Source organism: Pseudomonas sp. B21-009 (assembly GCF_024749345.1).
Lineage (GTDB): Bacteria > Pseudomonadota > Gammaproteobacteria > Pseudomonadales > Pseudomonadaceae > Aquipseudomonas.
The window spans coordinates 5,168,334-5,190,777 of record NZ_CP087199.1 but is presented as its reverse complement, the minus strand read 5'-3'; the positions used below and the strand labels follow the sequence as shown (position 1 = coordinate 5,190,777).

Here is a 22,444-nt window from a genome sequence, read left to right as displayed (position 1 = left end):
GTCTCGACGATGTCGCCCGCCCGGCGCATCGGCGTGCTCGGCGGGACTTTCGACCCGGTGCACATCGGACACCTGCGCAGTGCGCTGGAGGTCGCCGAAGTGCTGGCGCTCGACGAGCTGCGGCTGATGCCCAACGCCCGCCCGCCGCACCGTGATACGCCGCAAGTGTCGGCCCAGGATAGGCTGGCGATGGTCCAGTGCGCGGTTCAGGGCGTGCCTACGCTGTCGGTCGATGCCCGCGAACTGGCCCGTGACAAGCCGTCGTACACCATCGAAACGCTGGAACTGATGCGTGCTGAAATGGCCGCCTCGGAGCAACTGTTTCTGCTGCTGGGCTGGGACGCGTTCTGCGGCCTGCCCAGTTGGCACCGTTGGGAAGAATTGCTGCAACACTGTCACATCCTGGTGCTGCAACGCCCGGATGCCGACGTCGAGCCGCCGGATGCCTTGCGCAACCTGCTGGCCGCACGTTCGGTCAGTGATCCGCAGGCCCTTGAAGGGCCTGCCGGGAATATTGCATTCGTCTGGCAGACGCCGCTTGCGGTGTCAGCCACGCAGATCCGACAGCTGCTGGCCAGCGGCAAGTCGGTGCGGTTTCTGGTGCCGGACGCAGTACTGGCCTACATCGATGCGCACAACCTTTACCGTGCGCCGAACTGAGGGTGCTGAGAAGCGCCTCATACTATTGAGTTGAATGAGTTTTATATGACCAAGCAAAAACACAACGTCAGCGCCGAAGAGCTGGTCGAACTGACCAAGTCCGCCCTGGAAGACGTCAAGGCCCAGGACATCCAGGTTATCGACGTAAAAGAAAAGCACAGCCTGACCGACTACATGATCATCGCCACCGGTACCTCCAACCGCCAGATCAGCGCGATGCTGGAAAAGGTCCGTGAGCAGGTCAAGGCCAAGGGCGTTCAGCCACTGGGCGAAGAAGGCAAGGGCGACAGCGACTGGGTACTGCTGGACCTGAATGATGTCATCGTCCACATGATGACTGCCGCTGCCCGTCAGTTCTACGACCTTGAGCGTCTGTGGATGGGTGCCGAGCAGAGCCGTGCCGCCGATGGCAAGCACCACAGCCCGGAAAACACCCACGACTTTGCAGACAAGCTGAAAGATCGGGAATAAGGAAGGCTCGTGCGTCTGCGTCTGATCGCGGTCGGCTCGCGCATGCCCAAGTGGGTCGAGGACGGTTGGCATGAATATGCCAAGCGCCTTCCCGCGGAGCTGTCGCTGGAGCTGGTGGAAATACCGCTCAATACCCGGGGCAAGAATGCCGACGTCGCCCGCCTGATCCGTCAGGAGGGTGAGGCCATGCTTGCCAAGGTCCAGCCAGGGGAACGGATTGTCACCCTGGAGGTCCATGGCAAGCCCTGGAGTACCGAGCAACTGGCGGTCGAGCTGGACCGCTGGCGGCTGGATTCGCGTACCGTCAACTTCATGGTCGGCGGCCCCGAAGGGCTGGCGCCGGAAGTCTGTGCGCGGGCCGAGCAGCGCTGGTCGCTGTCGCCGCTGACACTGCCCCACCCGTTGGTAAGGATACTGATCGGCGAACAGCTGTACCGCGCCTGGACCGTATTGTCCGGGCACCCCTACCACAAATAAGCCTTAAGCCTTTTCAATGTCGCAGCCGATTCGCCTCAAGGATCACGAGAAAGACGCCCGTCTGGTGCGTAGCCGCGTCGTGGTCGGTGCAGTGGCGATCGTCCTGCTGATTTGCGTGTTGATCGCCCGCCTGTATTACCTGCAGGTGATCCAGTACGACTATCACTCGACCCTGTCGGAAAATAACCGGGTGCATGTGCAGCCGATTCCGCCGACTCGCGGGCTGATCTTCGACCGCAACGGGGTGATCGTCGCCGATAACCGGCCAAGCTTCAGCCTGACCATGACCCGTGAGCGCTCCGGCGACTGGCAGCAGGTACTCGATGTGATCGTCGAGGTGCTCGAGCTGACCCCGGACGACCGCACCCTGTTTGAAAAGCGCATGCGCCAGGGCCGCCGGCCGTTCGAGCCGGTGCCGATCCTGTTCGAGCTGACCGAAGAACAGATCGCCCGGGTTGCGGTGAACCAGTTCCGCCTGCCCGGCGTCGAGGTGGTCGCCCAACTGGTGCGCCATTACCCGCAGGGAGCGCACTTTGCTCACTCGGTCGGTTATGTCGGGCGGATCAACGAGAAAGAGCTCAAGACCCTCGACCCGGTCAACTACAGCGGCACCCACCATATCGGCAAGACCGGCATCGAGCGCTTCTACGAGCCGGAACTGCACGGCCAGGTGGGTTACGAAGAGGTTGAGACCAACGCCCGTGGCCGGGTATTGCGGGTGCTCAAGCGCACCGACCCGATCCCCGGCAAAGACATCGTCCTGAGCCTCGACATCAAGCTGCAGGAAGCTGCCGAGGCCGCGCTGGGCGGGCGTCGTGGCGCCATTGTCGCGCTTGATCCGAATACCGGCGAAGTACTGGCGATGGTCAGCCAGCCAAGCTTTGACCCCAACCCGTTCGTCACCGGCATCAGCTTCAAGGCCTATGCCGAGCTGCGCGATTCGATCGACCGGCCACTGTTCAACCGCGTGCTGCGCGGCCTGTACCCGCCGGGTTCGACCATCAAGCCGGCAGTGGCCATCGCCGGCCTCGACAGTGGTGTGGTCACCGCCAGCAGCCGGGTGTTCGACCCGGGCTTCTACCAACTGCCCAATTATGACCACAAGTACCGCAACTGGAACCGCAGCGGCGACGGCTGGGTCGACCTCGACCTGGCGATCATGCGCTCCAACGACACCTACTTCTACGACCTGGCGCACAAGATGGGCATCGACCGTCTGTCCAGCTACATGAACAAGTTCGGTCTCGGGCAGAAAGTCTCCCTCGACATGTTCGAGGAGTCCGCCGGCCTGATGCCGACTCGCGAATGGAAGCGCGCCACCCGCCGCCAGGCCTGGTTCCCGGGCGAGACGCTGATCCTCGGTATCGGCCAGGGCTACATGCAGACCACGCCGCTGCAGATGGCCCAGGCCATCGCCCTGATCGCCAGCAAGGGCAAGTGGAACCGTCCGCACCTGGCCAAGACCATCGAAGGCCAGCCACCGGTGGACGAGAACCCGATGGAAGACATCGTCTTGCGTGACAAGTCCGACTGGGCCAGGGTCACCCATGGCATGGAGCAGGTGATGCACAACGCCCGCGGTACCGCCCGCGCCGCCGCCGCCGGTGCCCAGTACCGGATTGCCGGCAAGAGTGGTACCGCCCAGGTGGTAGCGATCAAGCAGGGCGAGAAGTACGACCGCAACAAGGTTCAGGAACGCCACCGCGACCACGCCCTGTTCGTCGGCTTCGCCCCGGCAGAGAACCCGAAGATCGTGGTTTCGGTGATGATCGAAAACGGCGAAGCGGGTGGCCGCGTCGCGGCGCCGGTGATGCGTCAGGTAATGGACGCCTGGTTGCTCGACGAGCATGGCCGGCTCAAATCCGAGTTCGCTCCCGCCACCGTCGTTCAGGAATCGGCCCAGTGAAGAACAATTTCGATCGCATGCTTTCCAGCGAGGACGTAATGCGTCGTCGCGCAAGCTTCCTGCAGCGCATCCATGTCGACGGCCCGTTGCTGATCCTGCTGCTGACCCTGGCTGCCGGCAGCCTGTTCGTGCTCTATTCGGCCAGCGGCAAGAACTGGGACCTGCTGCTCAAGCAAGCCAGTTCGTTCGGCATCGGCCTGGTGTCGATGTTCGTCATTGCCCAGCTCGAACCACGTTTCATGGCGCGCTGGGTGCCCCTTGCCTATGTGGTCGGGGTGATCCTGCTGGTGGTGGTCGACGTCATGGGCCACAACGCCATGGGCGCCACGCGCTGGATCAACATTCCCGGGGTGATCCGCTTCCAGCCCTCGGAGTTCATGAAGATCATCATGCCGGCGACCATCGCCTGGTACCTGGCCAAGCGCTCGCTGCCGCCGCATTTGAAGCACGTGGTGATCAGCCTGATCCTGATCGGCCTGCCGTTCATCCTCATCGTGCGCCAGCCAGACCTGGGTACCGCCTTGCTGATCCTCGCCTCCGGCGCCTTCGTACTGTTCATGGGTGGCCTGCGCTGGCGCTGGATCCTCAGCGTGGTGGCGGCGGCAGTGCCGGTGGCGGTGGCGATGTGGTTCTTCGTCATGCACGACTACCAGAAGCAGCGGGTACTGACCTTTCTCGACCCGGAAAGCGATCCGCTGGGCACCGGCTGGAACATCATCCAGTCGAAAGCGGCGATCGGCTCGGGCGGGGTGTTCGGCAAGGGCTGGCTGCTGGGCACCCAGTCGCACCTGGACTTTCTCCCGGAAAGCCACACCGACTTCATCATTGCCGTGCTCGGCGAGGAGTTCGGCCTGGTCGGCATCTGCGCGCTGCTTTTGATCTACCTGCTGCTGATCGGCCGCGGCCTGGTGATTACCGCCCAGGCCCAGACGCTCTACGGCAAGTTGCTGGCCGGCAGCCTGACCATGACCTTCTTTGTTTATGTGTTCGTCAATATCGGTATGGTCAGCGGCTTGTTGCCCGTGGTGGGGGTGCCGCTGCCCTTCATTAGTTATGGCGGAACTTCGTTGGTGACGCTGCTGTCAGCGTTTGGGGTTTTAATGTCGATCCATACGCATCGCAAATGGATTGCGCAGGTTTGAATAAGGTGAAGAATTACATGCAAGCAATGCGTGGCTGGGCGGCTCGTTGTGCGCCCTGGGTCGGCTTTGTAGGTTTGCTCGGCGGCGCGCAAGGCGCTGCTGCCGGCGACTACGACGGCTCGCCCCAGGTGGCCGAGTTCGTCGGCGAAATGACCCGCGACTACGGTTTTGCCGGTGAGCAACTGATGGGGGTGTTTCGCGAGGTTCAGCGCAAGCAGTCGATCCTTGACGCGATCTCGCGCCCGGCTGAACGGGTAAAACCCTGGAAAGACTACCGGCCGATGTTCCTCACCGACGCCCGCGTCGCCCGCGGCGTCGACTTCTGGCGTCAGCATGAGGCCACCTTGGCCCGCGCCGAACAGGAGTACGGCGTGCCGGCCCAGGTGATCGTCTCGATCATCGGCGTCGAAACCTTCTTTGGCCGCAACACCGGCAATTACCGGGTGATTGATGCGCTGTCGACCCTGGGCTTCGATTACCCGCCGCGTGCCGAATTCTTCCGCAAGGAACTGCGCGAGTACCTGTTGCTGGCCCGTGAAGAGCAGGTCGACCCACTGACCCTCAAGGGCTCCTACGCCGGGGCCATGGGCTTGCCGCAGTTCATGCCGAGCAGCTTTCGCGCCTACGCCGTGGATTTTGACGGCGACGGCCACATCAATATCTGGAACAACCCGGACGATGCCATCGGCAGCGTTGCCAGCTACTTCAAGCGTCATGGCTGGGTCGCTGGCGAGCAGGTGGTCAGCCGCGCCACGGTGCGTGGCGAGCGCGTCGACGAGGGCCTGAGCCCGGGCATCGACGCGGTCAAGACGGTCGGGGAGTTGCGGGCACTGGGCTGGTCGAGTCATGATGCGCTGCGCGATGATCTGCCGGTCACCGCCTTCCGGCTCGAAGGTGACAATGGCCCGGAATACTGGCTGGGCCTGAAAAACTTCTACGCGATCACTCGCTATAACCGCAGCGTGATGTATGCCATGGCAGTGCATCAGCTCTCGGACCTGCTGGTTCAAGCACGGGGCGCCAAGTAATGCGCGTAATGTTCTCCGCTACATCGCTGAAACTGCTGGGTTGCGCGGCCCTGGGCCTGGTGCTGGTGAGCTGTTCGAGCAGCCGCCCGAGCACCTCCACCCAGGGTAATGCCAATGTCGTGCGGGCCAAGCCCGGCCTGGACATCAACCGGGCCCACAAGGACGGCGCGCCCTGGTGGGACGTCGACGTCTCGAAGATCCCCGACGCGACCCCGACCGTGCACACCGGCAACTACAAGGCCAACCCCTACACCGTGCTGGGCAAGACCTACTTCCCGATCCCCGACTCGCGCAACTACCGCGCCGAGGGCACGGCATCCTGGTACGGCACCAAGTTCCACGGCCAGAACACCGCCAACGGCGAGGTCTATGACCTCTACGGTATGAGCGCGGCGCACAAGACCCTGCCGCTGCCGGCCTACGTCAAGGTTACCAACCTCGACAACCAGCGCAGCGTGATCCTGCGGGTCAACGACCGCGGGCCGTTCTATTCCGACCGCATCATCGACCTGTCGTACGCGGCGGCGAAGAAGCTCGGCTATGCCGAGACCGGCACCGCGCGGGTGCGCGTCGAAGGCATCGACCCGAAACAATGGTGGGCCCAGCGGGGCCAGCCGGCGCCGATGGTCCTCGACCAGCCGCAAGTGGCCCAGACCCAGGCGCTGCCGGCCAGCACCGGCACGGTCGAGCAATGGACGCCACCGCCGCAGCAGCACGCCGCTGCGGTCGTACCCCTGCAAGTCGCCAGCAACAACACGATGGCCAGCAATGGTCTTTACTTGCAGGTCGGCGCTTTTGCCAACCCCGATGCTGCCGAACTGCTGCGCTCCAAGCTCAGCAGCATGGTCAGCGCACCGGTGTTCATCAGTTCGATCGTGCGCAACCAGCAGACCCTGCACCGGGTCCGCCTGGGGCCGATCAACAGCCAGGGCGAAGCCCAGCAGATGCAGGACAGCGTGCGCCTGGCCAATCTGGGGCAGCCCAAAGTCGTCACGGCAGACTGATCGGGGGGACTGATCGGTTTGTCATGCAGCCGGGCGCAGCCGCCATGTACAATGGCGGTTTTGCCCGTCAGGCCATGCGCCTGTAAACGTTTTGCCCATGAGGGCATGAGCCCATTAGCCATTTCGAGAGACGGATGAACATAACCAGCTTTGCCAAACGCCTTTGCCTGCTTGTACCGCTGATGATTGCCCCTGCCGCCTTCGCGGCAGAGCAAATGATGCCGTCGCCGCCGCAACTGGCTGCCAAGTCCTACGTGCTCATGGAAGCCTCCAGCGGCAACATCCTGGTCGAGAACAATGGTGACCAGCGTCTGCCTCCGGCGAGCCTGACCAAGCTGATGACCGCCTACATCGCGACCCTGGATATCCGTCGCGGGCAGATCGGCGAAAACGACCCGGTGACCGTCAGCGAAAACGCCTGGCGCACCGGCGGTTCGCGGATGTTCATCAAGGTCGGCACCCAGGTCAGCGTCAGCGACCTGCTGCACGGCATCATCATCCAGTCGGGTAACGACGCCAGCGTCGCCCTCGCCGAGCACATCGCCGGCAGCGAAGACGCCTTCGCCGACATGATGAACAAGACCGCCGGCGACCTGGGCATGAGCAACAGCCACTTCATGAACCCGACCGGCCTGCCGAACCCCGAGCACTACTCGTCGGCCCACGACATGGCAGTGCTGGCGCGCGCGATCATCCACGAAGACCCGGCTCACTATGCGATCTACTCGCAGAAAGAGTTCTTCTGGAACAACATCAAGCAGCCTAACCGCAACCTGCTGCTGTGGCGCGACAAGACCGTCGACGGCCTGAAAACCGGCCACACCGACGAAGCCGGCTACTGCATGGTGTCTTCGGCAGTACGTGACGGCATGCGCCTGATCGCCGTGGTCTTCGGTACCAACAGCGAGCAATCGCGTGCGGCCGAAACCCAGAAGCTGCTGACCTACGGCTTCCGCTTCTTCGAAACCCAGACCTTCTACCAGAAGGGTACCGAGCTTGCCCAGGCACCGGTCTGGAAGGGCGCAACCAATCAGGTCAAAGCCGGTCTCGCCGAAGACCTGACCATGACTTTGCCTAAAGGCCAATTGAAAAAGCTGGCCGCAAGCATGACCATGAACCCGCAATTGATCGCTCCGATCAACAAAGGTGACGTGATCGGTAAAGTGGAAGTCAAACTGGATGACAAGGTTGTCCACAGTGCCGACCTGATCGCGCTGGATGGCGTTGAGGAAGGTGGTTTCTTCCGTCGTGTGTGGGATAGCATTCGGCTATTCTTCTACGGGTTGTTCAACTGATATCGTGACCTGCCACGCCCCCGCCACTCATGCGGGGGCGTTGTTGTTGCCACGGCTTACGAGGCCGTTACTGCTATGACCGAAGCTGACAAGTCGCACAAAATCGAATTCCCCTGCGCCGATTACCCGATCAAGGTCATCGGCGACACCGTGGTCAATTTCAAGGACACGGTGATCGAGATCCTCAAGAAGTACGCCACGGTCGACATGAGTACCCTGGCTGAACGTCAGAGCAAGGAAGGCAAGTACACCACGGTGCAACTGCACATCATCGCCACGGGTGAAGACCAGCTGCACGATATCAACAGCGCCCTGCGCGCGACTGGAATCGTGAAAATGGTGCTCTGATGCCCGCGTGCCTCGGCTTTCGCGACCTCGGCCTGCTGCCTTACGAGCCGGTGCTGGAGGCCATGCGTCGGTTTACCGACCAGCGTGGCCCGGGCACCGCGGATGAGGTATGGCTGGTTGAACACCCGGCGGTGTTCACCCAGGGCCAGGCCGGCAAGGCCGAGCATCTGCTGGTACCGGGTGACATCCCGGTGGTGCAGACCGATCGCGGCGGCCAGGTGACCTATCACGGCCCGGGTCAGCTGGTGGCGTACCTGCTGCTGGATGTACGCCGCCTGGGTTTTGGCGTGCGCGATCTGGTCAGCCGCATCGAGCGCTGCCTGATCGAGTTGCTGGCCAGTTACAACGTCGAGGCGGCGGCCAAGGCCGATGCCCCGGGCGTTTATGTCGACGGGGCGAAGATCGCCTCGCTCGGCCTGCGGATTCGCAATGGCTGTTCGTTCCACGGCCTTGCCTTGAACGTGGACATGGACCTGGCGCCATTCCGCCGGATTAACCCCTGCGGGTATGCGGGGCTGGCCATGACCCAGCTGCGCGACCAGGCAGGCTCGATCGAACTCTCTGAGGTAAGGGCAAGGCTGCGCGGGCAGCTGGTCAAGCACCTCGACTATGCTGAGCAGACGACCCTTACGGGCGGAATCTTCTGAATATGACTACTGTTGTGCAAGAACCAGTGCAAAGCGTGACGCCAGCGCCTCGGCCGAAGGTCGAGGCGGGTGTCAAACTGCGTGGCGCGGAAAAAGTCGCGCGTATCCCGGTAAAGATCATCCCCACTGACGAGCTGCCAAAGAAGCCTGACTGGATTCGCGTGCGTATCCCGGTTTCGCCGGAAGTCGACCGCATCAAGCAACTGCTGCGCAAGCACAAGCTGCACAGCGTCTGCGAAGAAGCCTCCTGCCCGAACCTGGGCGAGTGCTTCTCGGGTGGCACCGCGACCTTCATGATCATGGGTGACATCTGCACCCGTCGCTGCCCGTTCTGCGACGTCGGCCATGGCCGGCCGAAGCCCTTGGACGTCGACGAGCCGAAGAACCTCGCCGTGGCCATTGCCGACCTGCGCCTGAAGTACGTGGTGATCACCTCGGTGGACCGCGACGACCTGCGCGACGGTGGTGCCCAGCATTTTGCCGACTGTATCCGTGAGATCCGCGCGCTGTCGCCGGGTGTGCAGCTCGAGACCCTGGTGCCGGACTACCGCGGGCGCATGGATGTGGCCCTGGCGATTACCGCCGAAACCCCGCCGGATGTGTTCAACCACAACCTCGAAACCGTACCGCGCCTGTACAAGGCCGCGCGTCCGGGTTCGGACTACCAGTGGTCGCTGACCTTGCTGCAGAAGTTCAAGGAACTGGTGCCGCACGTACCGACCAAGTCCGGGCTGATGCTGGGCCTTGGCGAAACCGATGAAGAAGTGATCGAAGTGATGCATCGCATGCGCGAGCACAACATCGACATGCTGACCCTCGGCCAGTACCTGCAGCCGTCGCGCAGCCACTTGCCGGTGCAGCGTTTCGTGCACCCGGACACCTTCGCCTGGTTCGCCGAAGAAGGTTACAAGATGGGCTTCAAGAACGTTGCTTCCGGTCCGCTGGTGCGTTCTTCGTACCATGCCGACCAGCAGGCGCATGAGGCCAAGATCAAGCTCTGATCGACAGCCTGGTTGTCTCGATGCCGATGTCTGCTGCAAAGCGACATCGGCATTTTTGTTTGCCGACCTGTCCACACAAGGAGTCGTCTGGATGAACCTTCCCTTCACCCATCAGGCCGATGTGCTGTCTCACGCCCAGCCGTTGCCCATGGCCTTGCCCGCTGGCGGGCTGATCGCAATCATCGCCCCGGCAGGTCCCGCCCAGGTCGATACGCTCAAGGTCAACCAGTGGTTCGAGGCGCGCGGCTATCGCTGCCGGATCTACCCGGGAGTAACCGCCGCCGAGGGTTATCTGGCCGGTAGCGATGCGCAGCGCCTGCAAGACCTGCACAGTGCATTTGCCGCTAAGGATGTCGATGCCATCATCTGCCTGCGCGGTGGCTACGGCAGTATGCGCCTACTGGAAAACATCGATTTCGACTTGCTGCGCCGGCATCCCAAGCCGTTGGTCGGCTACAGCGACATTACCGCGCTGCACACGGCGATTGCCCGTCATGCCGGGTTTGTGTCTTTCCATGGTGCCATGCTCAAGTCGGAGCTGCTGGGCAACAAGCAGGAGCCGACACTCTCTTCGCTGTTCGAGCAGCTGCGCGGCCAGCTGGGCGCCGGTGACCGTCTTGAGCACCCTCAGGCCTGGCCATTGACCACCATCCTGCCAGGCACTGCCAGCGGGCCTTTACTGGGGGGTAATCTGTCGTTGTTGTGCGCGACCCTGGGCACCCCGGCAGAACTCCACTGTGATGGCGGTATTCTGTTTATCGAAGACGTCAACGAGCCGCTGTACCGGGTCGACCGCCTGCTGACGCAATTGCGTCTGGCGGGCAAGCTCGAAGGGATTCGTGGCGTGCTGGTCGGGGATTTTGCCGGGATTGCACTAGAGGCGCTGGCGCCCTTGCTGCGCCAGTTCTTTGCACCGCTGCAGGTGCCGGTGCTGGCCGGCTGGCGCAGTGGTCATTGCGACCCGAACCTGACGTTGCCGATGGGGGCCAGGGTGTGCCTGGATGCCGATGGCAAGTGTTTGCGACTGGAGCAGGATTTGTTTGAGCGCCATCGCGGGGCAAGCCAGAGTGACTTGCCCCGCGAGGTGCGTCAGCGCTGACGCAAGCTATCGAGCAGCTTGTGCGTCGGATAGCCATCAGCCGGCCAGCCCAGCGCCTGCTGGGCGCTGCGGATGGCCTTGCGGGTGTTGGCGCCGATGATGCCGTCGGCGGCGCCGGCGTCGTAGTTGCGGGCACTGAGCAGGGTCTGCAGCTCGACACGCTCGCTGCGGCTCAGTGGCAGGTCATCCTTGGGCCATGAGCCGGCAATGTAGCCCGAGCCATCGAAGCGCTGGCCGAGCAGGCCGACGGCCATGGCGTAGGACGACGAGTTGTTGTACTTGAGGATCGCGCGGAAGTTGTCCAGTACCAGGAATGCCGGGCCGCGATAACCGGCCGGCAACAGCAGGGCGGCGGACAGCTGCTCGCTGCCGGCTGGCAAACGTACGCCGGCGGGCAGTTTCAGGCCCATCTGCAGCCATTCCGATACCGGCTTGCGCTGGCTGCCATCGGCCAGCCAGTAGTCGAAGCCAGGCGCCAGCTGCACCTCAAAGCCCCAGGGTTCGCCGCGTTTCCAGCCGGAGCTCTGCAGGTAATGCGCAGTCGAGGCCAGGGCGTCAGCCGAGCTGTTCCAGATATCCCGGCGGCCGTCGCCGTCAAAATCCACGGCATGGGTGTTGTAGGTGGTGGGGATGAACTGGGTCTGGCCCATGGCCCCGGCCCACGAGCCCTTCATGGCGTCGGGCTGGATATCACCGTTTTGCAGGATTTGCAGCGCCGCGATCAACTGCGCCTGGGCGAATGCCGGGCGGCGGCCTTCATAGGCCAGGGTGGCGAGAGAGCGGATAACCGATTTGTTGCCCTGGAACTGGCCAAAGTTGCTCTCCATTCCCCACACCGACACCAGCACATTGCGGTCGACGCCGTAGCGTTGTTCGATCTGGCTCAGCAACTCGGCATGTTTTTCCAGCAGGCCTTTGCCGTTGCGTACCCGCAGTGGCGACAGCGCACCATCGAGGTACTCCCATACCGGCCGGGTAAACTCAGGCTGGCTGCGGTCGGCCTTGATCACGTCCATGTCGGGTGTGACACCGAGGAATGCGCGGTCGAAGGTGCTGGCATTGATACCCGCTTGCAGGGCTTGCTGGCGGAATCCCGCCTGCCATTGGGCGAAGCTTTGCAGCGGCTGGATTTCGCTGAGCGTGTCGACGGCAGGGGTGGGCAGGGTGACGACTGGAGCCGGTTGGGCAGGGGCCAGCGGCAGCGCATCGGCAGCGGTGGGTTTCTCCGCGCAGGCGACAAGCAGGATGAGGCTGGAGGCGGCAATCAGCTGGCGAGGTTGCCAGCGACGGGAAAGACAAAGGGGCATGCACAGGTCCAGGTATTTCAGGTCAGGTGCCGACCATACCATGCCTGCCGGATTCTTGCCTTTATGCGGCCAAAAAGTAAGAAGCCTCCCAATCTCTCGATTGGAAGGCTTCGCGGCGGTAGCTGCCTTTGCCTTTGCCGGCGCGTTCCTGGCGGCTGCGGAACAAGGGCTGGGCGACGATGGATTTGGCCTTGTTGGGCCCGGGCTTTGCGGGTTTTTTGCTCATGACAGGGAGTCCTGCAGGGTGGGTGTGGGGCGCAATATAGGTGTGAAGTTATCGCGGGGCAAGCCCGCTTCCACACAAATCGGTAGGAGCGGGCTTGCCCCGCGATACATTTCACTCCGCCGGCAAAGCCAGGCGCTGCCCCGCCATCAACAACGACAAGCGCGCCAGGCTGGTCCACGGCGAACCCTGGGCCTGGCCCTTGATCTGCGCATCGATGCGCTGGGCATCCTGCAGCAACTGGCTCCAGCGCTGCGCCGAATGGCGTTGCAGGGCTTTGCTCATCAGCGGCTTGCGCTTGTCCCAGACCGGCGGCCGGGCCTGGCTGAAGGCCTTGTCCAGCGGCACGCCCTGGCTGAACTGCTGGGCAAGCCCGGCCAGCAGGCGCAGTTCCCGGGCCAGGGCCCAGAGAATCACCGGTGGCTCGACCCCTTCGCCGCGCAAGCCCTCAAGCATGCGCAAGGCGTGGGCCGCCTCGCCATTGAGGATCGCATCGACCAGGCCGAACACATCGAAACGGGCACTGTCGGCTACCGCCGCCTGGACCGTTTCAACCGTGATCTGATTGCCTTCGGCCAGCAGCTTGAGCTTCTCGATCTCCTGGGCTGCTGCCAGCAGGTTGCCTTCAACCCGGGCGGCGATCAGGTCAACCGCGTCGCGCTGGGCGCTCAGCCCGGCCTGGGACAGGCGCTGGCTGATCCATTGCGGCAACTGGTGGCTGTCTACCGGCCAGATCTGCACGAACTGGACGTGCTGGCCTTCGATCAGCGCCTTGCCCCACTTGGTCTTCTGCGCACTGCCATCGAGCTTGGGCAGGCTGATCAGCAGCAGGGTGTCTTCGGCAGGCTTGGCGCAGTACTCGATCAGTGCTGCCGCGCCCTTGTCGCCAGGCTTGCCGGAGGGCAGGCGCAGCTCGAGCAGGCGGCGCTGGGCGAACAGCGACAGGCTGGCCCCGGCCTGGAGCAGGGTGCCCCAGTCGAAGTTGGCGTCGGCGCTGAACACCTGGCGTTCATCGAAGCCTTGCTGGCGCGCCGCGGCACGCACGGCGTCGGCCGCTTCCTGGCACAGCAGCGGGTCATCGCCACTGATCACGTAAACCGGCGCGAGGCTGCCTTGCAGGTGTTTGTTGAGCTGGGCGGGAGTGAGTTTCATGATGGCAGACGGGGCACCGAAGTGCCCCGTTCAGTCTCAGTTGCGCGGCAGTTGCAGCGGCGACTGCTGAGGCGTTTCGTCCTGGGCACGGCGGGCGGCTTCCAGGGCGTCGGCTTCGGCTTGCGCACGTTCGTCAGCCTTTTGTTGCAGGCCTTCAAGCTGACTCGGAGTCAGCAGTTGCAGGCGTACCAGCATGTTCTGCACCAGGTCGCGGCGCATTTCCTTGCGGGTCTGGTTGGCTTCCTGGTCGGAACCGGTGATGTTGTTGCCGTCATGCACGTAGATCTTGCGCACTTCGAGCTTGTCGTTGAGCAGGTTGGTGTCGTTGTGACCTTCGATGCTGTAGCTCAGCACGGTGGTCAGTTCGTACTCGGCCGAGCGCCCGGAACCGGCGTAGGTTGCCGCACGCTGGGACTCTTGTTCGTTGGTCAGCACCAGCTTGTAAGGCGCGCCGGCGTGGACATTGACGCCGTTGCTTTGCAATGCCTGGCGCAACTGCAGCACGGTATCGCCGTAGGCGTTACGCGCGCTCAGGTCCAGTTCCTTGATCGCCAGTTCCGTGTTGCCGGTACCGCGCAGCTGGAAACCGCAGGCGCTGAGCATCACGGCCAGGCCCATTACCAGCAGATTGCGTTTGATCATGTTGTAGCTCCCTTGTGGGCCGATTCTGTGCGCCGGCCCGCGCTGTGGCGGGCCGGCTTTTCCTGTCAGTTGGCGACGATGTTGACCAGCTTGCCCGGTACCACGATGACCTTGCGGATGCTCAGGCCTTCGGTGAAGCGCAGCACGTTCTCGTTGCTGCGCGCGGCGGCTTCGACTTCTTCACGGCTGGCGGCGGCCGGCATTTCGATCTGGCCACGCAGCTTGCCGTTGACCTGGATGACCAGGACGATGCTGTCCTGGACCAGGGCGCTCTCGTCCAGTACCGGCCAGGCCGCATCGATCACTGCGTCCTGGTGGCCCAGGCGCTGCCACAGCTCGTGGCTGATGTGCGGGGTAATCGGCGCCAGCAGCAAGGTTACAGCTTCCAGGCCTTCCTGCAGCAGGGCGCGGTCCTGTTCGCTGGCTTGCGGGGCTTTCTCCAGTACGTTCATCACGGTCATCACCTGGGCGATGGCGGTGTTGAACTTGTGGTGCTGGCCGACATCGGTGCTGGCCTGCTTGATGGCTGCGTGGATGGCGCGGCGGATCACTTTTTGCCCGTCATCGAGGCTGGCGACATCCAGCTTGCCCGGCAGGCCCTGGGCCACGTGGGCCTGAGCCAGGCGCCAGACGCGGCGCAGGAAGCGGTTGGCACCTTCGACACCGGAGTCGGACCATTCCAGGCTCATGTCCGGCGGCGAGGCGAACATCATGAACAGGCGGCAGGTGTCGGCGCCGTAGGCTTCGATCATCGCCTGCGGGTCAACGCCGTTGTTCTTGGACTTGGACATCTTCTCGGTGCCGCCGATCTCGACCGGCAGGCCGTCGGTTTTCAGCGTGGCGCCGATGATCTTGGCCTTGGCGTCGCGCTCGATCTCGACGTCGGCCGGGTTGAACCAGTCCTTGCCGCCGTTGCTGGCAACGCGGTAGTAGGTTTCGGCAACGACCATGCCCTGGGTCAGCAGGTTCTTGAACGGCTCGTTGGAGGTGACCAGGCCTTCGTCGCGCATCAGCTTGTGGAAGAAGCGCGCGTACAGCAGGTGCAGGATCGCGTGTTCGATACCGCCGATGTACTGGTCGACCGGCAGCCAATGGTTGGCCGCTTTCGGGTCGACCATGCCGCCTTCGTAGTTCGGCGAGGCGTAGCGGGCGAAGTACCACGACGACTCGACGAAGGTGTCCATGGTGTCGGTTTCACGCTTGGCCGCGGTACCGCATTTCGGGCAGCTGCACTCGTAGAACTCGGGCATGCGCGCCAGCGGCGAGCCGGCGCCATCGGGCACGACGTTTTCTGGCAGGATGACCGGCAGTTGCTCTTCCGGTACCGGCACATCGCCACAGGACGGGCAGTGGATAATCGGGATCGGGCAGCCCCAATAGCGCTGGCGGCTGATGCCCCAGTCGCGCAGGCGGAACTGGGTGCGGGATTTGCCCAGCTCTTTCTTGATCAGCGCCACTTCGATGGCGTCGAACGCGCCGGCGAAGTCCAGGCCGTCGAATTCGCCGGAATTGATCAGCTGGCCGTGCTCGCCATAGGCGGCCAGCCACTCGTTGCCGACTTCATCGCCGGCACTGGTGCGCACCACGGCCTTCACTGGCAGGTTGTACTTGTGGGCGAACTCGAAATCGCGCTCGTCGTGTGCCGGTACCGCCATTACTGCGCCATCGCCGTAGTGCATCAGCACGTAGTTGGCGACCCACACCGGCAACTTCTCGCCGGTCAGCGGGTGCTCGACGAACAGCGAGGTGGCCAGGCCCTTTTTCTCCTGGGTGGCGATGTCGGCTTCAGCGACGCTGCCGCTCTTGCATTCATCGATGAAGGCTTGCAGCTCGGGGTTGCCCTGGGCGGCCTGGGTGGCCAGCGGGTGCTCGGCGGCAACGGCCACGTAGGTGGCGCCCATCAGGGTGTCCGGACGGGTGGTGAAGACTTTCAGCACCCCGGCGTGGCCGATGCTGGCCTGGTCGTAGGGGAACTGCACTTCCATGCCGCGGGACTTGCCGATCCAGTTGCGCTGCATGGTCTTGACCTGCTCAGGCCAGCCCGGCAGCTCGTCGAGGCTTTCCAGCAACTCGTCGGCGTAGTCGGTGATCTTGAAGTAGTACATCGGGATTTCGCGCTTCTCGATCAGCGCGCCCGAACGCCAGCCGCGACCGTCGATGACCTGCTCGTTGGCGAGCACGGTCTGGTCGGCCGGGTCCCAGTTCACGGTACCGTTCTTGCGGTAGATCACGCCTTTTTCGAACAGGCGGGTGAACAGCCACTGTTCCCAGCGGTAGTAGTCCGGCTTGCAAGTGGTGACTTCACGCGACCAGTCGAATGCCAGGCCCAGGCTCTTGAGCTGGGTCTTCATGTAGTCGATGTTTTCGTAGGTCCACTTGGCCGGGGCGACGTTGTTCTTCATCGCGGCGTTTTCCGCCGGCATGCCGAAGGCGTCCCAGCCCATTGGCTGCAGGACGTTCTTGCCGAGCATGCGCTGGTAACGGGCGATCACGTCACCGATGGTGTAGTTGCGCACGTGGCCCATATGTAGCTTGCCGCTTGGGTACGGGAACATCGATAGGCAGTAGTACGTGTCCTTGCCTGGCTGTTCACTGACTTCAAAAGACTTTCGCTCATCCCAGTAAGACTGGGCGGCGGCTTCGATTTCGCGGGGCTGATAGAGTTCGTGCATGGCTACTTTGCGCTGAGAAATGGGAGACCTTATCCAGGCAGCGATCAAACCGCTGCATCGGCAATCCGGTGTCAAGTATGGTGAACGCCCTAGCATACATGACCCCTGTCCACCGAGGGAAACCCTGATTGCACCGCCTTTGGCGCGGCGGGCCGTTGGTCGCGGCGTCCGGCTGCTTTTGCGAGTAACGCTAAGCTCATGTGTGGGGGGAGATATATTTATCTTCAATGAGGTGAACGGATGGGAGAGTCGCAGCAACAAGTAACCAAACCGGAGCTTTACGAACGGCTGATCGATCGTCTGGGCCTGGCCCTCGAGGTCGCCAGAACCTCCGTTCGATTACGCGATGAAGTGCCTGCTGAATTGGAGTTGCGTGGTTTGAGCCGCGCTGAATTCGAAGTGATCAAGGCCTATCTGGAATCCCTTCCGGAGGGCGGGCATGGACGCGTCGGCGCATTGCCACACGTGGAGACGCCACCTGCGGCCAGAGTTGTCTGGCTCAAGGACAAGCGCTCCGCTACCACAGCGAAGTCCAGGACGCTGCATTTCAAGTAGCTGTTCGGGTTTTTCCGGCGCAAGGCGGAGTGCGCCACTGCAGCAAAAACTTCCCGGAGCGGCACCTGACTATTGTTGCCAGGTGCCGTTCCTCTTAGGCTGCGCACCTCCAAGGAGGTGTCCTGTGCCCATTCGCTATCTCATCAAACAAATGATCATGCCGCCCGGCATCCTGTTTCTTTTGCTGATTGCTGCCTGGTGGCTGCGCAAATCCTGGCCGCGGCTGTCGACCCTGTGCTTTGCCCTGGGCCTGGGCGGCTTGTGGCTGATGAGCCTGCCGATCGTGGTGGAGCAGGCTGCCCGGCAACTGGAAAGCGAGCCGGCCCTGGCCAGCAGTCAGTGGGCAGGGCTTGCGCAGCATGCAGATGCCATCGTCATCCTCGGGGCCGGGCGCGAGCGCGGCGACCCTGCCTGGGACTCGCAGGACCAGCCCACGGGCGTGGCCATGGAGCGCATGCGTTACGCCGCGCAACTGGCCAAGGCCTCGGGGTTGCCAGTATTGACCAGCGGCGGATTGCATTACGGTACGCCGCCCAGCGAAGCGCAGCTGATAGCCGATTCCTTGCAGCGAGACCTCGGGGTCAGCGTGCGCTGGAAGGAAGAGCGCAGCCGTACCACCTGGGAAAACGCGCAGATGAGTGCCGAGTTGTTGCAGCCTCTGGGGATCAAGCGCGTAGTGGTGGTGACCCAGGCCTGGCACATGCACCGTTCACGCTGGAGCTTCGAGCAGGCGGGGTTTGTCGTGGTGCCGGCACCGGTGGGCTTTCTGGGTCGTGACCATGCCCGACCCTTCGGTGGCTGGCTGCCGGAAGGCAAGTCGCTGTGGCAGAGCGGCCAACTGCTCAATGAGGCAGTCGGCCTGCTCGGCTACAAGCTGTTCTACTAGACAGTCTTGGCGATCCGGCTGGCCAGCAGGGCCCAGCCCAGCAGCAGCGCGCAGAGAATCACCAGTGGCCAGGAGCGCCACTGCAGGTAAGGGGTGAGTTGCTGCATCGGCACCACTTCGCCATAGAGGATGCCGCGCTCGAACTGCGGGATCTGTGCGGTGATGCGCCCGAACGGGTCGATCAGGCCGGTGACACCGTTGTTGGTGGCGCGGATCATCCAGCGGCCGGCTTCCAGGGCACGCATCTGCGCCATCTGCAGATGCTGCAGGGGGCCGATCGAGGTGCCGAACCAGGTGTCGTTGCTGATGGTCAGGAGGATATCGCTGCGGGCCGCCAGGCTTGCGGCAAACTCCGGATAAACCACTTCGTAGCAGATGTACGGCGCGATTTGATAGCCCTTGGCCTGCAACAGTGGCTGATCGGCCGGGCCACGGGCGAAGTCCGACATTGGCAGGTCAAAGAAGGCGATCAGGCCACGGAGCATGTCCTGCAGCGGCACGTACTCGCCAAATGGCACCAGTTTCTGCTTGAGGTAGGTGCCATCGCCTTCGCCGGTAACAGTGATGCCGTTGTAATAGCGGCGTTGCTCGTGCACCACTTCACGTACCGGAACCCCGGTGATCAAGGCGGTATTACGCTCGGCGGCGAAGTTGCCCATCATGTCCAGGTAGCCCTGGGCCTGGTCCTTGAGGATCGGCACCGCGGTTTCCGGCCACACCAGCAGGTCGACCGGCTTGGAGCTGAAGCTCATGTCGCGGTACAGGGCCAGTTGAGCATTGACGTGTTCGGGGTTCCACTTCATTTCCTGCTCGACGTTGCCTTGCAGCGCAGCAACGGTCAGCGGCTTGCCCGCCGGGCTGGTCCAGGCGTGGTTTTTCAGCGCCAGGCCGATGGCCCAGGGCGCCAGCAGCAAGACCACGGCCACTGCCAGAAACGACGTGCGCGCGCGCAGGCGTGGCAGGTTGCACAGCAGCGCCGCGCACAGCGCCAGGCAGAACGAGATCAGCCACATGCCGCCCAGCGGCGCCAGGCCCGACAGCGGGCCGTCGAGCTGGCTGTAACCGGAGTACAGCCAGGGGAAACCGGTAAGGAACCAGCCGCGGAACGCCTCCTGGCCGACCCATAAGGCGGCGAAGCACAGAGCATCGGCCAACGGCGCCTCGTTGCGCCGTAGCCAGCGCGCCCAGAGCCAGGCGGGCAGGGCGAAGAACCAGGCAATGGCGGCAAAGAACGCCAGCAACAGCCCGGTGGCCAGCAGCGGCGTGGCGCCGCCGTAGGTATTGATGCTGACGTAGATCCAGCTGGTGCCGGCAGCGTACAGGCCAAAGCCGAAGCACCAGCCGCGGCCCAGGGCCTGGCGCGGGCTGAGCTCGCGCAGGCCGAGGTAGAACAGGCCGGCCGCAAGCAATGCCAGCGGCCAGATGTCGAACGGCGCCAGGGCCAGGGTGGTGATTGCACCGGCCGCCACGGCCAGCAGGTTACCGGGCCAGCCGGGGCGGGTGATCCAGCGCATGGTTGTCCTTAACGGGTGATAGGGGTCAGACGCAGCAGGTGAATCCGGCGGCTGTCGGCGTTGAGAATACGGAAACGGTACGGGCCGATCTCGGTGGTCTCGTTACGCTTGGGCAGGTGGCCGAAGGCGCTCATCACCAGGCCGCCGACGGTGTCGAACTCGTCGTCGGAGAACTGGCTGTCGAAGAACTCGTTGAAGTTCTCGATCGGCGTCAGCGCCTTGATCAGGAAGTCGCCGCTGGGCAGTGGCTTGATGTAGCTGTCTTCCTCGACGTCATGCTCGTCTTCGATGTCGCCGACGATTTGCTCGAGGACGTCTTCGATGGTCACCAGGCCCGCCACGCCGCCGTACTCGTCGATGACGATGGCCATGTGGTTGTGGTTGGCGCGAAACTCGCGCAGCAGCACGTTCAGGCGCTTGGACTCGGGCACGAAGGTGGCCGGGCGCAGCAGGTCCTTGATGTTGAAGCTGTCGCCGTTCTCCTTGAGGATCAACGGCAGCAGGTCTTTGGCCAGCAGCACGCCGAGCACGTCATCGTGGCTTTCGCCGACCACCGGGTAGCGCGAGTGGGCGGCGTCGATCACCGCCGGCAGGAACTCACGCGGCGACTGGGTCGCCTTGATGCTCATCATCTGCGAGCGCGGCACCATGATGTCGCGCACCTGCAGGTCGGCGACCTGGATGGCGCCCTCGACAATGGTCAGCGCCTCGCTGTCGAGCAGCTTGTTCTGATGGGCTTCGCGCAGCAGCTCAAGCAGCTCCTGACGGTTTTTCGGCTCGTGGGCAAAAGCCTGGGTCAGTTTGCCCAGCCAGGACTTTTGCCCGTTGCTCGATCGATCTTCGCTCATGGCGGTTACTCGTGATCCTTTGCAGATATCAGTGTTGAATTGTCGTCGTGTTCGTCGTCGGCGTACGGGTCCGGATGACCCAGTTCAGCAAGCAACGTTCGTTCCAGTGCTTCCATTTCCTCGGCCTCATCGTCGTCGATGTGGTCGTAGCCCAGCAGGTGCAGGCAGCCATGGATGACCAGGTGCGCCCAGTGGGCCTCGAGCGCCTTGCCCTGTTCGACAGCCTCGCGTTCGACCACGGCGATGCAGATCACCAGGTCGCCGAGCAGCGGAATGTCGAGCAACTCGTCAGGCACATCGGCCGGGAACGACAGCACGTTGGTGGCGTAGTCTTTGTGCCGCCAGGTGTGATTCAGTTCGCGGCCTTCGGCTTCATCGACCAGACGGATGGTCATTTCCGAGTCGGCCGTGCGCTGGCGCAGGGCCAGCTCGCACCATTGGCGGAATTGATCTTCGGTCGGGTGGTTCGCATCGCTTGCCAGCTGCAGATCGAGCTCAAGCATCGCGGTGTTTGCCTTCGGTCGGGTTCTGCTGCTGGCTGTCGAAGCGCTCGTAGGCCTCGACAATGCGCTGCACCAACGGGTGGCGGACCACGTCCTTGGGCTGGAAGTGGGTAAAACTGATACCCGGCACGCCCTTGAGCACCTCGATGACATGGGCCAGGCCCGACTTGGTGCCACGCGGCAGGTCGACCTGGGTGATGTCACCGGTGATCACCGCGGTGGAACCGAAACCAATGCGGGTGAGGAACATCTTCATTTGCTCGACCGTGGTGTTCTGGCTTTCGTCGAGGATGATGAAGCTGTTGTTCAGGGTGCGCCCGCGCATGTAGGCCAGCGGTGCGATCTCGATCACCTGGCGTTCGATCAGCTTGGCCACGTGTTCAAAGCCGAGCATCTCGTACAGCGCGTCATACAGCGGGCGCAGGTACGGGTCGATCTTCTGTGCCAGGTCGCCGGGCAGGAAGCCGAGTTTTTCACCCGCTTCGACCGCCGGACGCACCAGCAGGATGCGTCGCACCTGTTCACGCTCCAGGGCATCAACCGCGCAGGCCACGGCCAGGTAGGTCTTGCCGGTACCGGCCGGGCCGATGCCGAAGTTGATGTCGTTGCCGAGGATTTCCTTCACGTAGCGCTGCTGGTTCAGCCCGCGCGGACGAATCATGCCCTTGCGCGTGCGCAAGGAAACACTGACTTCGTTGACGGCCGGGTTCTCCAGCTCTTCGACGGCCGATTCCTGCAGGTACAGGTGGACCATTTCCGGCGACAGCTCGGTGGCCTTGGCCTCGCGATAGAGGCGGCGCAGCAGTTGCTCGGCAGAGGAGGTGTGCTTGGGTTCGCCGATCAGTTCGAACTGATTGCCGCGGTTGCGGATTTCGATGGCCAGGCGCTGTTCGATCAGGCGCAAATGCTCGTCGAACTGCCCGCACAGGTTGGCGAAGCGATGGGCCTCGAAAGGCTCGAGGATGAAACGATGTGGTTCGATAGGTGCGTTCAAGGTCGTTTTTCAGCCGCCCAACGGCAAAGGATATGGTCTCAAGGATAACCCTAGCCGCTGCAGGGCGAAA

23 protein-coding genes are annotated in these 22,444 nt (G+C 63.2%); 14 read left to right on the top strand and 9 right to left on the bottom strand.

What is annotated here, in order from left to right:
• Positions 1 to 9 precede the first annotated feature (9 nt).
• The 12 genes from nadD (at position 10) to LOY34_RS23895 (ending at position 11,078) form a co-directional block, all read left to right on the top strand.
• Positions 10 to 660 (top strand): nicotinate-nucleotide adenylyltransferase, encoded by a 651-nt coding sequence (nadD, locus tag LOY34_RS23950; protein ID WP_050990013.1) that lies wholly within the window; start codon positions 10 to 12, stop codon positions 658 to 660.
• 45 nt (positions 661 to 705) lie between these two features.
• Positions 706 to 1,131 carry a ribosome silencing factor gene (gene rsfS / locus LOY34_RS23945; RefSeq protein WP_045199877.1) on the top strand — a complete coding sequence of 142 codons (426 nt, stop codon included), beginning with the start codon at positions 706 to 708 and terminating at the stop codon, positions 1,129 to 1,131.
• Positions 1,132 to 1,140: 9 nt separating this feature from the next.
• Positions 1,141 to 1,608, top strand: coding sequence for a 23S rRNA (pseudouridine(1915)-N(3))-methyltransferase RlmH (gene rlmH, locus LOY34_RS23940; protein WP_045199875.1), 468 nt, complete (start codon positions 1,141 to 1,143; stop codon positions 1,606 to 1,608).
• A 16-nt stretch (positions 1,609 to 1,624) separates the two neighbouring features.
• The gene (gene mrdA / locus LOY34_RS23935; protein WP_045199872.1) at positions 1,625 to 3,514 is read left to right on the top strand and encodes a penicillin-binding protein 2; all 1,890 of its coding nucleotides are present in this window, start codon (positions 1,625 to 1,627) and stop codon (positions 3,512 to 3,514) included.
• Positions 3,515 to 3,552: 38 nt separating this feature from the next.
• The gene (gene rodA, locus LOY34_RS23930) at positions 3,553 to 4,656 is read left to right on the top strand and encodes a rod shape-determining protein RodA (protein ID WP_045200058.1); all 1,104 of its coding nucleotides are present in this window, start codon (positions 3,553 to 3,555) and stop codon (positions 4,654 to 4,656) included.
• 17 nt (positions 4,657 to 4,673) lie between these two features.
• Positions 4,674 to 5,684: a lytic murein transglycosylase B gene (gene mltB / locus LOY34_RS23925; RefSeq protein ID WP_045200056.1), complete on the top strand. Its 1,011-nt coding sequence runs from the start codon at positions 4,674 to 4,676 to the stop codon at positions 5,682 to 5,684.
• Positions 5,684 to 6,688: a septal ring lytic transglycosylase RlpA family protein gene (locus LOY34_RS23920; RefSeq protein WP_045199870.1), complete on the top strand. Its 1,005-nt coding sequence runs from the start codon at positions 5,684 to 5,686 to the stop codon at positions 6,686 to 6,688. The genes mltB and LOY34_RS23920 overlap by 1 nt, the downstream gene beginning before the upstream one ends.
• Before the next feature lie 134 nt (positions 6,689 to 6,822).
• Entirely contained in the window at positions 6,823 to 7,983 is a 1,161-nt protein-coding gene (locus tag LOY34_RS23915) for a D-alanyl-D-alanine carboxypeptidase family protein (protein ID WP_045199868.1), read from the top strand.
• 75 nt (positions 7,984 to 8,058) lie between these two features.
• Positions 8,059 to 8,331 carry a DUF493 domain-containing protein gene (locus LOY34_RS23910; protein WP_045199865.1) on the top strand — a complete coding sequence of 91 codons (273 nt, stop codon included), beginning with the start codon at positions 8,059 to 8,061 and terminating at the stop codon, positions 8,329 to 8,331.
• On the top strand, positions 8,331 to 8,978 hold the full coding sequence (gene lipB, locus LOY34_RS23905) for a lipoyl(octanoyl) transferase LipB (protein WP_045199863.1): 648 nt from the start codon (positions 8,331 to 8,333) through the stop codon (positions 8,976 to 8,978). The genes LOY34_RS23910 and lipB overlap by 1 nt, the downstream gene beginning before the upstream one ends.
• A 2-nt stretch (positions 8,979 to 8,980) precedes the next feature.
• A complete protein-coding gene (gene lipA / locus LOY34_RS23900; RefSeq protein ID WP_010222903.1) occupies positions 8,981 to 9,979 on the top strand; it encodes a lipoyl synthase in 999 nt (332 codons plus the stop codon).
• Positions 9,980 to 10,070: 91 nt separating this feature from the next.
• Positions 10,071 to 11,078: an LD-carboxypeptidase gene (locus LOY34_RS23895; protein WP_195885115.1), complete on the top strand. Its 1,008-nt coding sequence runs from the start codon at positions 10,071 to 10,073 to the stop codon at positions 11,076 to 11,078.
• Here the strand turns inward: LOY34_RS23895 and LOY34_RS23890 are convergent.
• The 5 genes from LOY34_RS23890 to leuS all read right to left on the bottom strand — a co-directional run bounded on the left by LOY34_RS23890 (position 11,069) and on the right by leuS (position 17,074).
• Positions 11,069 to 12,385 (bottom strand): lytic murein transglycosylase, encoded by a 1,317-nt coding sequence (locus tag LOY34_RS23890; protein ID WP_045200053.1) that lies wholly within the window; start codon positions 12,383 to 12,385, stop codon positions 11,069 to 11,071. The genes LOY34_RS23895 and LOY34_RS23890 overlap by 10 nt on opposite strands.
• 61 nt (positions 12,386 to 12,446) lie before the next feature.
• Positions 12,447 to 12,611, bottom strand: a complete 165-nt coding sequence (gene arfA / locus LOY34_RS23885; RefSeq protein ID WP_045199858.1) for an alternative ribosome rescue factor ArfA — start codon at positions 12,609 to 12,611, stop codon at positions 12,447 to 12,449.
• Between the two features lie 111 nt (positions 12,612 to 12,722).
• Positions 12,723 to 13,760, bottom strand: a complete 1,038-nt coding sequence (gene holA / locus LOY34_RS23880; RefSeq protein WP_045199856.1) for a DNA polymerase III subunit delta — start codon at positions 13,758 to 13,760, stop codon at positions 12,723 to 12,725.
• A gap of 36 nt (positions 13,761 to 13,796) precedes the next feature.
• Entirely contained in the window at positions 13,797 to 14,402 is a 606-nt protein-coding gene (gene lptE / locus LOY34_RS23875) for an LPS assembly lipoprotein LptE (RefSeq protein WP_045199854.1), read from the bottom strand.
• A 65-nt stretch (positions 14,403 to 14,467) separates the two neighbouring features.
• Positions 14,468 to 17,074: a leucine--tRNA ligase gene (gene leuS, locus LOY34_RS23870; protein WP_123565119.1), complete on the bottom strand. Its 2,607-nt coding sequence runs from the start codon at positions 17,072 to 17,074 to the stop codon at positions 14,468 to 14,470.
• A 240-nt stretch (positions 17,075 to 17,314) separates the two neighbouring features.
• Here leuS and LOY34_RS23865 point away from each other — a divergent pair, with 240 nt between their 5' ends.
• Together LOY34_RS23865 and LOY34_RS23860 are read left to right on the top strand one after the other, a co-directional pair.
• The gene (locus LOY34_RS23865) at positions 17,315 to 17,629 is read left to right on the top strand and encodes a hypothetical protein (RefSeq protein WP_045199850.1); all 315 of its coding nucleotides are present in this window, start codon (positions 17,315 to 17,317) and stop codon (positions 17,627 to 17,629) included.
• A 124-nt stretch (positions 17,630 to 17,753) separates the two neighbouring features.
• Complete coding sequence (locus LOY34_RS23860) at positions 17,754 to 18,515, top strand: YdcF family protein (protein ID WP_195885113.1); 762 nt, start codon at positions 17,754 to 17,756, stop codon at positions 18,513 to 18,515.
• Here LOY34_RS23860 and lnt read toward each other — a convergent pair.
• Genes lnt through LOY34_RS23840 form a run of 4 tightly spaced genes read right to left on the bottom strand, consistent with a single transcriptional unit; the run spans position 18,512 to position 22,374 of the window.
• Entirely contained in the window at positions 18,512 to 20,029 is a 1,518-nt protein-coding gene (gene lnt, locus LOY34_RS23855; RefSeq protein ID WP_045199845.1) for an apolipoprotein N-acyltransferase, read from the bottom strand. The two genes, LOY34_RS23860 and lnt, sit on opposite strands and share 4 nt — an antisense overlap.
• 8 nt (positions 20,030 to 20,037) lie before the next feature.
• Positions 20,038 to 20,877 carry an HlyC/CorC family transporter gene (locus LOY34_RS23850; RefSeq protein WP_010222913.1) on the bottom strand — a complete coding sequence of 280 codons (840 nt, stop codon included), beginning with the start codon at positions 20,875 to 20,877 and terminating at the stop codon, positions 20,038 to 20,040.
• 5 nt (positions 20,878 to 20,882) lie between these two features.
• Complete coding sequence (gene ybeY, locus LOY34_RS23845; RefSeq protein WP_045199843.1) at positions 20,883 to 21,380, bottom strand: rRNA maturation RNase YbeY; 498 nt, start codon at positions 21,378 to 21,380, stop codon at positions 20,883 to 20,885.
• Positions 21,373 to 22,374, bottom strand: coding sequence for a PhoH family protein (locus LOY34_RS23840; protein WP_045199842.1), 1,002 nt, complete (start codon positions 22,372 to 22,374; stop codon positions 21,373 to 21,375). The genes ybeY and LOY34_RS23840 overlap by 8 nt, the downstream gene beginning before the upstream one ends.
• Positions 22,375 to 22,444: the final 70 nt, after the last annotated feature.

Excerpts from the sequence above, each read along its gene's own strand:
- nadD (WP_050990013.1), top strand. The coding sequence starts at position 10 with ATGTCGCCCGCCCGGCGCATCGGCGTGCTCGGCGGGACTTTCGACCCG.
- rsfS (WP_045199877.1), top strand. The coding sequence starts at position 706 with ATGACCAAGCAAAAACACAACGTCAGCGCCGAAGAGCTGGTCGAACTG.
- mrdA (WP_045199872.1), top strand. The coding sequence starts at position 1,625 with ATGTCGCAGCCGATTCGCCTCAAGGATCACGAGAAAGACGCCCGTCTG.
- rodA (WP_045200058.1), top strand. The coding sequence starts at position 3,553 with ATGCGTCGTCGCGCAAGCTTCCTGCAGCGCATCCATGTCGACGGCCCG.
- mltB (WP_045200056.1), top strand. The coding sequence starts at position 4,674 with ATGCAAGCAATGCGTGGCTGGGCGGCTCGTTGTGCGCCCTGGGTCGGC.
- LOY34_RS23920 (WP_045199870.1), top strand. The coding sequence starts at position 5,684 with ATGCGCGTAATGTTCTCCGCTACATCGCTGAAACTGCTGGGTTGCGCG.
- LOY34_RS23915 (WP_045199868.1), top strand. The coding sequence starts at position 6,823 with ATGAACATAACCAGCTTTGCCAAACGCCTTTGCCTGCTTGTACCGCTG.
- LOY34_RS23910 (WP_045199865.1), top strand. The coding sequence starts at position 8,059 with ATGACCGAAGCTGACAAGTCGCACAAAATCGAATTCCCCTGCGCCGAT.
- lipB (WP_045199863.1), top strand. The coding sequence starts at position 8,331 with ATGCCCGCGTGCCTCGGCTTTCGCGACCTCGGCCTGCTGCCTTACGAG.
- lipA (WP_010222903.1), top strand. The coding sequence starts at position 8,981 with ATGACTACTGTTGTGCAAGAACCAGTGCAAAGCGTGACGCCAGCGCCT.
- LOY34_RS23895 (WP_195885115.1), top strand. The coding sequence starts at position 10,071 with ATGAACCTTCCCTTCACCCATCAGGCCGATGTGCTGTCTCACGCCCAG.
- LOY34_RS23890 (WP_045200053.1), bottom strand. The coding sequence starts at position 12,385 with ATGCCCCTTTGTCTTTCCCGTCGCTGGCAACCTCGCCAGCTGATTGCC.
- arfA (WP_045199858.1), bottom strand. The coding sequence starts at position 12,611 with ATGAGCAAAAAACCCGCAAAGCCCGGGCCCAACAAGGCCAAATCCATC.
- holA (WP_045199856.1), bottom strand. The coding sequence starts at position 13,760 with ATGAAACTCACTCCCGCCCAGCTCAACAAACACCTGCAAGGCAGCCTC.
- lptE (WP_045199854.1), bottom strand. The coding sequence starts at position 14,402 with ATGATCAAACGCAATCTGCTGGTAATGGGCCTGGCCGTGATGCTCAGC.
- leuS (WP_123565119.1), bottom strand. The coding sequence starts at position 17,074 with ATGCACGAACTCTATCAGCCCCGCGAAATCGAAGCCGCCGCCCAGTCT.
- LOY34_RS23865 (WP_045199850.1), top strand. The coding sequence starts at position 17,315 with ATGGGAGAGTCGCAGCAACAAGTAACCAAACCGGAGCTTTACGAACGG.
- lnt (WP_045199845.1), bottom strand. The coding sequence starts at position 20,029 with ATGCGCTGGATCACCCGCCCCGGCTGGCCCGGTAACCTGCTGGCCGTG.
- LOY34_RS23850 (WP_010222913.1), bottom strand. The coding sequence starts at position 20,877 with ATGAGCGAAGATCGATCGAGCAACGGGCAAAAGTCCTGGCTGGGCAAA.
- ybeY (WP_045199843.1), bottom strand. The coding sequence starts at position 21,380 with ATGCTTGAGCTCGATCTGCAGCTGGCAAGCGATGCGAACCACCCGACC.